This is a genomic window from Rhizobium sp. 05L429 (assembly GCF_056397645.1).
The window spans coordinates 15,612-27,522 of sequence record NZ_JBFTNV010000054.1 but is presented as its reverse complement, the minus strand read 5'-3'; the positions used below and the strand labels follow the sequence as shown (position 1 = coordinate 27,522).

12 protein-coding genes are annotated in these 11,911 nt (G+C 61.5%); 6 read left to right on the top strand and 6 right to left on the bottom strand.

Annotation, left to right across the window (positions count from 1 at the left end; translation table 11 throughout):
- Positions 1–67 precede the first annotated feature (67 nt).
- The 5 genes from AC1DNW_RS34285 to AC1DNW_RS34265 are packed head-to-tail and all read right to left on the bottom strand — an operon-like array spanning position 68 to position 3,886.
- A complete protein-coding gene (locus AC1DNW_RS34285; RefSeq protein ID WP_113299848.1) occupies positions 68–859 on the bottom strand; it encodes a transporter substrate-binding domain-containing protein in 792 nt (263 codons plus the stop codon).
- A 22-nt stretch (positions 860–881) separates the two neighbouring features.
- A complete protein-coding gene (locus AC1DNW_RS34280; RefSeq protein ID WP_477855634.1) occupies positions 882–1,799 on the bottom strand; it encodes an isoaspartyl peptidase/L-asparaginase in 918 nt (305 codons plus the stop codon).
- 8 nt (positions 1,800–1,807) lie between these two features.
- Complete coding sequence (locus AC1DNW_RS34275) at positions 1,808–2,542, bottom strand: amino acid ABC transporter ATP-binding protein (RefSeq protein ID WP_113311221.1); 735 nt, start codon at positions 2,540–2,542, stop codon at positions 1,808–1,810.
- 1 nt (position 2,543) lies between these two features.
- On the bottom strand, positions 2,544–3,215 hold the full coding sequence (locus AC1DNW_RS34270; RefSeq protein WP_477855633.1) for an amino acid ABC transporter permease: 672 nt from the start codon (positions 3,213–3,215) through the stop codon (positions 2,544–2,546).
- On the bottom strand, positions 3,215–3,886 hold the full coding sequence (locus AC1DNW_RS34265) for an amino acid ABC transporter permease (protein ID WP_113311313.1): 672 nt from the start codon (positions 3,884–3,886) through the stop codon (positions 3,215–3,217). Before AC1DNW_RS34265 ends, AC1DNW_RS34270 begins: the two co-directional genes overlap by 1 nt.
- Positions 3,887–4,116: 230 nt before the next feature.
- Between AC1DNW_RS34265 and AC1DNW_RS34260 the strand changes: the two genes are divergently transcribed.
- Genes AC1DNW_RS34260 through AC1DNW_RS34235 form a run of 6 tightly spaced genes read left to right on the top strand, consistent with a single transcriptional unit; the run spans position 4,117 to position 9,741 of the window.
- The gene (locus AC1DNW_RS34260) at positions 4,117–4,647 is read left to right on the top strand and encodes a carboxymuconolactone decarboxylase family protein (protein ID WP_477855632.1); all 531 of its coding nucleotides are present in this window, start codon (positions 4,117–4,119) and stop codon (positions 4,645–4,647) included.
- 28 nt (positions 4,648–4,675) lie between these two features.
- Positions 4,676–6,262: an ABC transporter substrate-binding protein gene (locus AC1DNW_RS34255; protein WP_113311224.1), complete on the top strand. Its 1,587-nt coding sequence runs from the start codon at positions 4,676–4,678 to the stop codon at positions 6,260–6,262.
- Entirely contained in the window at positions 6,263–7,345 is a 1,083-nt protein-coding gene (locus tag AC1DNW_RS34250; RefSeq protein ID WP_477855631.1) for an ABC transporter permease, read from the top strand.
- Positions 7,342–8,199, top strand: coding sequence for an ABC transporter permease (locus AC1DNW_RS34245; protein WP_113311226.1), 858 nt, complete (start codon positions 7,342–7,344; stop codon positions 8,197–8,199). Before AC1DNW_RS34250 ends, AC1DNW_RS34245 begins: the two co-directional genes overlap by 4 nt.
- The gene (locus tag AC1DNW_RS34240; protein ID WP_113299840.1) at positions 8,192–9,016 is read left to right on the top strand and encodes an ABC transporter ATP-binding protein; all 825 of its coding nucleotides are present in this window, start codon (positions 8,192–8,194) and stop codon (positions 9,014–9,016) included. Before AC1DNW_RS34245 ends, AC1DNW_RS34240 begins: the two co-directional genes overlap by 8 nt.
- The gene (locus AC1DNW_RS34235) at positions 9,013–9,741 is read left to right on the top strand and encodes an ABC transporter ATP-binding protein (RefSeq protein ID WP_113311227.1); all 729 of its coding nucleotides are present in this window, start codon (positions 9,013–9,015) and stop codon (positions 9,739–9,741) included. The genes AC1DNW_RS34240 and AC1DNW_RS34235 overlap by 4 nt, the downstream gene beginning before the upstream one ends.
- On the opposite strand, the gene AC1DNW_RS34230 is transcribed toward AC1DNW_RS34235, so the two are convergent.
- Entirely contained in the window at positions 9,742–11,844 is a 2,103-nt protein-coding gene (locus AC1DNW_RS34230; protein WP_477855630.1) for a beta-galactosidase, read from the bottom strand. It lies immediately after the preceding gene.
- Positions 11,845–11,911: the final 67 nt, after the last annotated feature.

Genomic DNA, 11,911 nt, shown 5'->3' with positions numbered 1-11,911 from the left:
ACCTTCTTTCCGCGCCTGACTGCCTGATGGCAAACAGGCCGCCCGGAGGCGGCCTGTCAGGATCAGCTTACCACTGCGGGTTCAGAGCCGGCGGGTTGGCTTCGGCGCCCCACCACTTCTTGTAGTTGGCTTCATACGCACCCGACTGGATGTAGTCGGAGACGAACATGTCGAGCCAGCGGACGAATTCCGGATCGCCCTTGGCAACGGCGATGCCGATCGGGTCGTTGGAATAGAGGCCAGCAAGGGTGACCAGCGTCGGGTTCTTGGTAGCGAGGTAGTCGAGCAGCGAAGAGTCTTCGATCGCCGCATCGACGCGCTTCTGCTGAAGCTGCAGAACGCCGTCAGGTGCGAACTGGTCGACATAGACGAGCTGCGCATCCGGCACGGCCGTCTTCAGGAAGGTTTCGCCCGTTGTGCCGCGGCCGACGACGACCTTCTTGCCAGCGAGATCCTTCAATTCCTTGATACCGGAGTCTTTCTGGACGATGACACGCAGGCCGGCGCGATTATAGGGGATCGAGAAGTTGACGACCTTGGCGCGCTCGAGCGTGGCCGAAGTATTGGCGATCGCCACGTCGATCTGGCCGGAAACGAGCATGGAGATGCGGGCGTCGCCGGAGACGTCGGTAAATTCGACCGGTACGCCAAGCTTTTCGGCCAGGCGATTGGCGACGTCGACGTCATAACCAACAGGGTTATTCTGCGCGTCGCGGAAGCCGATCGGCTCGCCGCCGAGCGATACGCCGATGTGCACGACGCCGCGCGAGCGGATATCGTCGATCATGCCGGCAAAGGACGGAAGCGCAGAGCCGGCAACGATGGCCAGCGCGGCAATGGCTGTGAGAATGCGTTTCATGGTTCCATTTCCCTCTTCTTGATTATGCCTGTTTCGCTGCCCGAAGCTCCGGTTCGGGCATCGAGTCCTCCCAGAGCCAGTAGCGGATCTCGCCCTCGCATCTGAAATTCACGACCTCATGGTTGCCCTTGGCATCGACGGCATGGATGACCACGCCGGCCAGGAAACCGGAGGATAATTCCTTGAGCTCCTCGACGGCGAGCTTAACCGCGTCGGAAAGCGAATAGCCGAATTTGAGCGCCAGGACGACCGTGCGCGCAGTCGAGCAACGCATGGTCATCTCGCCGGTATGGGTGCAGGCGGCTGCGCCATAACGGCTATCGGCATAGAAGCMGGCGCCGGGAATGGGACTGTCGCCGAGGCGGCCGGGATATTTCCAGGCCCAACCCGAGGTGGACGTCGCAGCGTGGATGCCGCGCGCCGGATCAGCCGACAGGAAAACGGTGGTGTCGCGCACGCGCTCGGGATCGGTGATGGTGCGGCTCAGCGGGGCCAGCGGAATATTGGGGAATTTCGCCAGTTCCTCCGGCGAAAGCTCCTTTTCCAGCCGTTCCCACCAGACGCGCTTGCTGTCTTCGAACAGCACGTCGTCTTCGGAGAAACCGATTTCACTGGCAAAGCGACGGGCACCGTCGCCGGTGAGCATGACGTGCGGCAGGCGCTTCATGACTTCGTGGGCGAGGCGGGCAACCGGCAGCGTGTTCGGCACGGCGCCGACGGTGCCGACATCGCGGGTGTTGCCGTCCATGACGGCCCCGTCGAGCTCCATATTGCCAAGCATGTTCGGCCAGCCGCCGTAACCGACGCTGCGCACCTTGACTTCGCTTTCCACCTTGCTGATGCCGGCGACCATGGCGTCGAGGCTGATGGCACCCTCGCGCAACATCTGCACCGTCGTCGGGAAACCGGGCCAGGCTTCTTTATTGGCCAAGAGCAGCATGAATACCTCTAATCTTTGCGCATTTTGGACAGGAACTGGGCGATACGCTGATGCGACATGCCGCCTTCGGGAGCGAAGAAATCGGCAGTCGGCAGGTCGACGAGCAGCTTTCCCTTGTCGAGGAAGACGATGCGATTGGAAATCTGCCGGGCGAATTCGATCTCGTGGGTGACGAAGAGCATGGTCGTGCCCTCGGTCGCCAGTTTGGCGAGGATCGCCAGAACTTCCGAGGTCATTTCCGGGTCGAGCGCGCTGGTGACTTCGTCAAGCAACAGATAACGCGGCTGCATGGCGAGCGCCCGGCAGATGCCGACGCGCTGGCGCTGGCCGCCCGAAAGCTGCGCGGGATAGGCTTCGGCGCGATCGCCAAGGCCAACAGACTGTAGCAGGGCGCGGGCGCCAGCTTCGGCTTCGGCGCGCGGCTTCTTCAACACTTCGATCGGCGCCAGCGTGATGTTTCCGAGCACAGTCATATGCGGATAGAGATTGAAGAGCTGGAAGACGGTGCCCGACCGTTTGCGCGCTTCCGCCAGATCCTTCGGCTTGCTGACGTCGAAATCGTCGACGGTAATGCTGCCGCCGTTCAATTTTTCCAGACCGTTGATGCAGCGGATCAGCGTCGACTTGCCGGAACCGGATGAGCCGAGGATGGAGACGACCTCGCCGGGCTTGATGGTGAGGTTGACGCCGTCGAGGACTATGACGGGACCGAAGGCCTTTTTGACGTTTTCTACTTTGAGCATATCAGAGCCCTCTCCAGGCGGCATGCGCCCTGAGGCGGTTTTCAAAGYGGGCACCGAGCCATGCGAGCAGCTTGGCGCAGGCGTAATAAAGCAGGCCGACCACCGTCCAGACGATGAAGGGTTTCAGCGTGCGCAGGTTGAGGATGTTGCCGATTTTGGTGAGATCGACGACGCCGATGACCGAGATCAGCGAGGTGACCTGCAACTGGTTGACGAGAAGCGCTGTCAGCGGGCCGATCGCGAAGGCCATGGCCTGCGGCGCCACGACGTGGCGCAGCACCTGCCAACGCGTGAGACCGAAGACGCGGGCGGCCTCGATCTGGTCGCGGCCGATGGATTCGATTGCCGAGACCGCGATGACATAGACGAAGGCCGCCGAATTGGCAGACAGCGTGATCATCGCGGCCGTTGTCGGTGTGATGCGGATATGGAAGAGGCCGGGCAGGCCGAAGAAGACAAGGAAGAGCTGCACCAGCACGGGCGAGTTCTTCAGGAGTTCGGCGAAGAAGGTGATGACTGATGTCAGCACCGGCACGCGATAGAAGCGGCAAACGGCCCAGAGCGTGCCGATCAGCAGGCCGATCAGCGAAGTCGAGAAGAACAGGCCGAGGCTGACGCCGAGGCCCTGTAGCAGCAGCCAGATGTCGAATGGTGTGAAATCGGAGAAACGCATCAGGCTACGGCCTCCATCATGTCGCGGTTCAGGCGGCGGTGGAGGAGGGCGATGCCGAGCGAAACGAGATAGGTCAGTACGGCATAGACGACCAGCAGCACGACATAGACTTCGAAGGGCCGGTAAGTCTGCGAGACGACGATCTGGGCCGAGCCGGTGAGCTCGTTAAGCGTGATGGTCGAGAGGATCGAGGAGGTCAGGACCATGTTGATCAGCACCGAGCCGAGCGGGCGAACGGAGGTTCTAAGCGCGATCGGCAGTACGATCTTGGTGAAGGTCACCCGGCGGGACAGGCCGCTTACTTCTGCGGCTTCGATGATGCCGGGATCGATCGCCAGAATGCCGGCGCGGATAACGTCGGAGGCATAGGCGCCGCCGGCAATCGACAGCGCAACGACACCCGTGGTGAAGGCATCGATATAGATGCCGATCTCCGGCAGGCCGTAATAAAAGAAGAACAGCTGCACGATGAAAGGCACGTTGCGGAAGATATCCACGTAGACGAAGGAAATCCGGCGCAGAAGGGTGGATGAAGACGTGCGCGCGATGGCGACGAAAGCGCCCATGATGACGCTGCCGATCAGTGCCAGAGCACAAGCTTCTGCTGTCAGCAGCGCGCCTTGACCGAGAAAGCCCAGATGGGGCAAGAGGATCGAAAGGTCGAACCGCACGATCACTCCCTTATGTACGATTGAAACCGGTTTCATCGTGTCGTTTGTGCGCGCTGATGTCAAGAACGCCCAATAAGGAATGCTGATATATCTGTGACGAAAAGTTCGTTTTTCCCGGTAACGTTCTGCGGAATATTTTTCGTCAAAAGGCGGGAAAGCTGGATGAATATGGACTGCACAATATCTCGCCATCCCGCTAGCCTTTATCGCACAAAGAAAGAGCAATTCGCATGAGCCAGCTTCCCTACATCGATTACGACACCGCTTCCGAAGAGATTCGCGCAGCGCATGACGAGGAAGTGCGCGTTCGGGGCAACATGACCAACATGAAGCGGACCTTGCTGCATTCGCCGGAAGCCCACCGTATCTATGCCGAGTGGTTCACGCTCCGGGCCGAGCTCAATCCCGCCATCAGCGATCGCGAGATATGGATCTTCTCGCATTCGATCTCCAAGGCGCTGAAGTCCGATATCGCCATCACCTTCTTTCGCCGAGCGCTGATCAAGACCGGGTTCAACCCGGATGCTCTCGAACTCAGCGAAACGGAATCGCTGCTTAAACGTTTTGGCACGGCTGTTGTCGCCGATTCCAAGGCCATTCCTGCCGATATCTGGGCCGAATTGAAGGCGCGCTACGACACCAAGGTGCTCGTCGATCTCGTCGCCTTTGCCGGTATCATGATTGCCACTGCCGTCTACATCAATGTTGTCGAKGTCGATTTCGATCCCGAGCTTGAGGCTTTCGCCGAAGGCGCCAACTGACTTTTTCATCACCCGAGGGGAGTTTTCCATGTCCATCATCACCAGCCGCGCCAAGCTGCTCGGCACTGTCTTCAGCCTGGCGCTGGCATTCAGCGCGCCGGTCGTTCACGCCGAAACGCCGCCGAACGTGCTCGTCGTTGCCCAGTCGATCGACGATGCCGTCAGCTTCGACCCGGCCGAAGGCTTCGAGCTGACGACCGTCCAGTCCTTCAACAATATCTATCAGCGCCTCGTGCAGTCCAACCGCGATGACGGCACGAAGATCGAGGCTGCACTTGCCGCTAGCTGGGAAGCCGGCAGCGATGGCAAGAGCCTGACGTTCGCGCTTTCTGATGCCAAGTTCGCGTCCGGCAATCCGGTTCGCCCCGAAGACGTGATCTTCTCGTTGACGCGCGCCGTGAAGCTCAACAAGTCGCCGGCCTTCATCCTCAACGAACTCGGCTGGAAGGCCGACAATGTCGATGCTGCGATCACCAAGGTTGACGACAAGCATATCAAGCTCACCTGGACGGCCGATGTTGGCTCTGGCTTCGCGCTCTCGATCCTGACGGCGCCGATTGCCTCCATCGTCGACGAGCAGACGGTTTCGCCGCAGGCCAAGGACAACGATTTCGGCAATGGTTGGCTAAAGACCAATTCGGCCGGCAGCGGCGCTTACACGATCGCTACCTACACGCCGCATGAGGCGCTGGTGCTGCAGGCCAATGCCAATTCTTCCGACAAGCCGACGCTCGAAAGCGTCATCATCCGCAATGTGCCTGACGTCGGCGCCCGCCGCCTGCTCGTCGAGCAGGGCGATGCCGATATCGCCCGTGGCCTGTCCGCCGACCAGATCGAAGCGCTGAAGGACAAGAGCGGCGTCAAGGTGCTCTCCGTTCCTTCCGCCCGCCAGGACTATATCCTGCTGAACAGCAAGGCGAACCCGACGCTCGGCAACCCCGCCTTATGGGAAGCGGCACGTTACCTCGTCGATTATGACGGCATCACCAAGAACCTGCTGCGTGGCCAGAGCAGCGTTCACCAGGCCTTCCTGCCGAACGGCTTCCCTGGTGCGCTCAGCGACACGCCTTTCAAGCTCGATGTCGAGAAGGCAAAGAAGATCCTTGCGGACGCTGGTATCAAGACGCCGTTCAAGATCGAATTCATCGTCTTCAACGACCAGCCGTTCCTGTCGATCGCCCAGTCGCTGCAGTCGACCTTCGCTCAGGCTGGCATCACGCTCGACATTCAGCCGGGTGTTGCCAGCGACATCTATGCCCGCGGCCGCGCCGGCAAATTCGAGATGACGCTGCGCTACTGGATCCCGGATTATTTCGACGCCCATTCCAACGCCAGCGCCTTCGCGATCAACAAGGACAACTCGGCCAATACCGTTGCCAAGCAGGCTGGCTGGGTGATCCCGGAACTGACCGACGAAACGCTTGCCGCGGTGAAGGAACAGGATGCCGCCAAGCGCGCTGCGCTTTACCAGGATCTGCAGAAGAAGATCCAGGCAAGCTCGCCCTTCGTTTTCATGCTTCAAGGCAATGACCAGGTCGTGCTAAGCGACAAGGTGAAGAACTATGCGCAGGGTCTGAACGCAGACCAGGTCTATTACGACAAGGTAGCAAAATAAGTGCCGCAAACGGCAACGACTGACAATGCCGACATGACCAACTCCCGCCAGCGCAACAGCTGGCGGGAGTTGTCGTTCGTTTGGCCGCTTTCGAAGTGGCTGTGGTCCTTCGCGCTGACGCTCTTCGGGTTGGCGCTGGTGACCTTCGCGATGACGCGGTTATCGCCGATCGATCCGGCGCTGCAGCTCGTCGGCGATCATGCCAGCCAGTCGACCTATGAACAGGCGCGCCTCGAACTTGGGCTCGATCAGCCGCTGCCGGTGCAGTTTTTCCGTTATGTCGAGACGGCGMTCTCGGGGAATTTCGGTCAGTCGATTTCGACCGGTCAACCCGTCGCAAACGATATCGCCCGCACATTCCCGGCAACGATAGAGCTTGCGACGGCGGCGATCATTCTCGGCGCGGTCATCGGTCTTGCGCTCGGTGTCACCGCCGCCATGCGGCAGGGGACATGGGTGGACGGGCTTGCCCGTTTCGTGTCTCTCTTTGGCTATTCCGTGCCGATCTTCTGGCTTGGCCTGTTGATGTTGCTGCTGTTCTACGCGCGGCTGCACTGGGCGCCGGGGCCGGGCAGGGCGGATGTCGTCTTTCAATATACGGTCAAATCGGTCACCGGCTTTGCGCTTGTCGATACCTGGATATCGGGCAAGGCGGGTGCCTTTCGCGACGCGCTGGCGCATCTGGCGTTGCCGGCGATCGTGCTGGCCCTCCATGCTCTCGCCGCGATTTCGCGGCTGACGCGCGCCGCGATCCTCACCGAACTCGGGCAGGAATATGTGACGACGGCGCGCGCCAAGGGCGCGAGCCTTCGCCGTATCGTCTTCGTCCATATCCTGCCGAATATTTCCGGGACGCTGCTGACAGTGATTGCCCTTTCCTATGCAAGCCTGCTGGAAGGCGCCGTGCTGACCGAGACCGTCTTTGCCTGGCCGGGTATCGGCCGGTATCTGACCACGGCGATGTTTGCCGGCGACATGCCGGCAATCCTTGGCGCGACGCTGGTCGTCGGTGCCTCCTTCGTGCTTCTCAACGCGCTGACCGATCTTGGCGTGGCACGGCTGGAATCGGGGAGGAAGCGATGAGTGCGATCGTCCAGGCGCCGCTCGGCGGTCCATCCTTCCTGCGTCGCGTGCTGCGCTCACCTTCGGCTGCGGTGGGCAGTGTGGTCGTGCTTTTCATTCTGGCACTGGCGCTACTGGCGCCGCTGATTGCGCCCTATGATCCGAACCTGCAGGAAACGGCCAATCGCCTGATGCCGCCTGATGCTGCGCACTGGTTTGGCACCGATGGTTTCGGCCGGGATATTCTGTCGCGCATCATCTATGGCGCGCGGCCAACGCTGCTGCTGGTGCTCGTCGTCGTGCTGTTGATGGCGCCGCTCGGCATTCTCGTCGGCATCCTCTCGGGTTTCTTCGGCGGGATGACCGAGCGCGTGCTGATGCGGATTACCGATATCGTCATGTCCTTTCCGCGGTTGCTGCTGGCCTTCGCCTTCGTCGCGATCATGGGGCCGGGCTTGATCAACGGTGCGCTGGCGCTGGCGCTGACAAGCTGGCCCGCCTATGCGCGCCAGGCCCGCGTCGAGACGGCGGCGCTGCGGCGGAGCGATTATCTGGCAGCGGCCGAAATGGTTGGTATCCGCGGCGTAAGGCTACTCTGGGGGCACATCCTGCCGCTGGTGCTGCCTTCGGCGATCATTCGTCTGGCGCTCGACCTCTCGGGCATTATCCTTGCTGCCGCAGGCCTCGGCTTCCTCGGTCTCGGGGTGCGTCCGCCGACAGCGGAATGGGGTTCGATGGTATCGGAGGGAACGCAGGTAATCTTCGATCAATGGTGGGTGGCGGCTGTACCTGGCTTTGCCATCCTGATCACCTCCTTCGCCTTCAACATGCTGGCCGATGGCCTGCGCGATATCCTGGATCCGCGCCATGACTGAGCCGCTGCTTTCCGTCGAGGATCTGTCGATCGCCTTTCCGTCAGAGGCAGGGCCGGTGCGCGTCGTCGATGGCATTTCCTTCTCGGTGGGTCGCGAGGTCGTGGCGCTGGTCGGTGAATCCGGCTCCGGCAAGTCCATGACCGGTCGCGCAATCATGGGGCTACTGCCACGTCGAGCGGAGGTGCGGGCAAAGCGTCTAACCTTCGACGGGCAGGAGCTGACGACGCTACCTGCGTCCGGCTGGAACAGGCTGCGCGGTAGTGGTATCGGGCTGATCCTGCAGGATCCGAAATATTCGCTGAACCCGGCCCACAAGGTCGGCCGGCAGGTCGAAGAGGCGCTACTTCTGCACACGAAACTATCGTCTGGCGAACGGCGCGAGCGGGCGCTCGATATGCTGGATAAGGTCGGTTTGCCCGATCCGCAGCGTGTCTATTCGAGCTTTCCGGCTGCTCTTTCCGGCGGAATGGGGCAGCGCGTGATGATCGCGGCCATGCTGATCAACCGGCCGAAACTCTTGATCGCCGATGAGCCGACATCGGCTTTGGATCGCGGTCTGCAGGACCAGATCCTGACCTTGCTGCGGTCGCTGACCGAAGAACTCGGCATGGGGCTGCTGCTCATCAGCCATGATCTGCAGCAGGTCTCGCGTTATGCCGACCGCGTCATGGTCATGCGGCATGGCAAGATCGAGGAACAGATGGCGTCGGCTGATCTTGCCAATGCCAAATCGGATTATACGCGGGCGCTCTGGGCGGCGCGGCCTTCGGCGGCGACCTACGGGACACGGCTGCCGGTTTACGGAGACGAGGCATGAGCGCGCTCTCCGTTTCCGATCTTTCCGTGACTTTTCAGAGCGGCGGCAAGGGTTTTACCGCCGTACGTGGTGTCAGCTTCGAGGTTGCGCCGGGCGAGACCTTCGGGCTGATCGGTCCCTCCGGCTGCGGCAAAACGACGGCGCTGCGTGCCGTTGCGGGGCTGAACACCCATTGGCAGGGCTCCATCACAGTCTTCGATGAGGCCTTGCTGCCGGGACATAAGATCACCGGCGCGCTACGCTCCAATATCCAGATGGTGTTTCAGGATCCCTATTCCTCGCTGCATCCGCGCCACCGCATTTCCCGCATTCTGGGCGAGCCGCTGGCTCTGCGGGGAGTACGCCATGTCGAGGATGAGGTGCGTATCGCGCTCGATCAGGTCGGCCTGCCGGCCACTGCTGCCGGGCGCTATCCGCACCAGCTTTCCGGCGGGCAGCGGCAGCGTGTGGCGATTGCCCGCGCGCTGCTCCTGAAGCCGAATCTTTTGCTGCTCGATGAGCCGACCTCGGCGCTCGATGTCTCGGTGCAGGCCGAAATCCTGAATCTGCTGAACGACCTGAAGGCTTCGCATGGGATGACCTTCGTGCTCGTCAGCCACGATCCCGGCGTCGTCGCGCATATGTGCGACCGGGCCGTGCTGATGCAGGCCGGTCGCATCGAAAGCGAACTCGACCGCGCCGCGCTTTCGCAAGGCGGCTGGGTCGAGCAGCTTGTCGCTCGCTGATCAGGCCAGCGGCAGGATCAGGACATCGCGAGCCGGCACTTCGAGGCGGCCAGCATCATAGGCGTGGTTTACCGGCCAGGCGGGCTTGTTGCCTGACAGTTTTCCGTCCGCGAGGCTGACCGTGGTCGTCTGGGCCTTGCGTGTCGGATTGACCAGCCAGAGGAAGCTGCCCTTTTCGCCCTTGTGGATGCGGGCGAAGACCGCATCATTGGAAAGCGTCGCATGACGCGCCCTGCCGCTCCATTTCACCAGTTCGGCGAAGAAGGCGGCATTGGCCTTGCCATCGGTGCGGTAGAAGGCGACCGAGGGGTTTGTGCCGATCAGCAGGGTGCGGCCCTTGCCGAAGCGGTTTTCGATGACGGCCAAACGCCCGCCATCGAACGTGCCGCGGCCGGTGCCGCCGGTGAGGCGGTAGGATTGCAGGAGACCGCCGCCATCGACGGCGATATCGTCGAACTTGAAGTGGATACGGTTGCCGATATCGGGCATGAATTCCACTTCCTCCTCGCGGGCTCCGAAGACCTCGTCGAGACCCATATTCGGCTGCACCTGGCCGACATGGCCGCGGTCGCCGAAATAGCCGGGGCAGGCTTCGGCAATCAGTGTGCMGCCCTTTTCCACCCAGGTCTTCAGGCGCGCGGCCTGTTCGGCAGTGAACATGATCGGGCAGGGGAAATAGAGGAAGTCATAGGCGTCAATATCGTCGATATGCACCCAATCCGGCTGCAAGCCCTGGCCGAGGAAGGCGCGATAGGCGCCCCACATGGCTTCCGGATAAGGTTTTTCTTTACGGTCGTAATTCAGCAGGTAATCCCATTCCTGTGTTTCGGGGATAACGAGAATGCCGACTTCGCCTCGCACCGGCTTTGCGTCCCAGAGTGTCTTCTGCGCCGGGTCGTTCGCCCATTTCGCCATGGCGCTCTGCAGGTCGGAGCGCGGCGTGCGGCTGCCGTCCATGCCATAGGCGCCGAAGGCGCCGAAGAGGGGGCCGTCGAGTAGCGGGCGCCAGCGCAGATTGAGGACGCCGCGGGCGCCGCCGGCAAAGGAGGTCATGCTCCAGATGCGGATATCCTCAGGCTCGGCGACGCGGCCGTCTTCCTTGTCGCGGCCGATCACCTGCGGCTGCAGCCAGAGCGGGCCGCCCTGACGCTCGGCGTGCCAGAAGGGCTTGCCGCGGGCAGCGGCGCGATTGATGTCGACACCGTACCAGGTCTTCCAGGGCTCGGTGCCCTTACGGGCCTGGATCCATGTGAAGCCGTAGATTTCCACCTTGGAGGCGGCGAGCCAGTCGTCGCAGCCATTGGCGGCCATGTTGGGGATCGCGCCGGATATGCCGTGGGCGGCAATAACATTCTTCTGGTCGACGGCGCGGATCGTATCGATACGCCACTGCATCTGGCCATAGAAATTGTCGCGCTTGAACTGCAGCCAGTCGATGCATTCGGGGTAGGGGGCCATATGGACCGGCGGCTCGATATCCTCCCATTCGGCATAGCTGTAGCGATGCCACGCCTTGGCGAGCACTTTCAGGCTGCCGTATTTCTTCTCCAGCCATTTGCGGAAGGCGGACTTGGCATAGCTGCTGTAATCGACATCGGCGGAATAGTTGACCTCGTTCCAGACGTCATAGCCGTAGATCGCCGGATGGTCCTTGTAGCGGGTGGCGAGTGCGGTCAGGAACTTGCCGGCGGCTTCCTTCACTTCCGGGCAGTTCAGCGTCAGCGCACCGGCGCCGCCGCCATTGTTGGAAAAGCCGCCGGTTGCGGCCGAGACGCCCATGTAGGAGCCGAGCTTGGTGCCATCGGCATTGACCTGCAAGGCGTCGGCATATTTGCGGACGGCCCAGTCCGGCACGGCATGGATGAGTTCGGCGATAACTGTCTTGATGCCGTTCTTGGCGGCGAGATCGAGCTGGCGGTCATACTCTTCCCAGTCATAGACACCGGGGGCCACTTCGATTGCGCTCCACATGAACCAGTGGCGGAAGATGTTCATGCCATCTTCGCCTGCCGTCGTGTAGTCGCGCTCCCAATCGTCGCGCGGCGGATTGGACTTGCGGAAATAGACGGCGCCGAAAGGGAATTGGATATCGTTTCTAAGCATTGTCCTGTCCTTCTCTATCGATGTCCGGACATGGCTTCGCCGTCCGGAAAAAAGGCTCCGGCAGGAG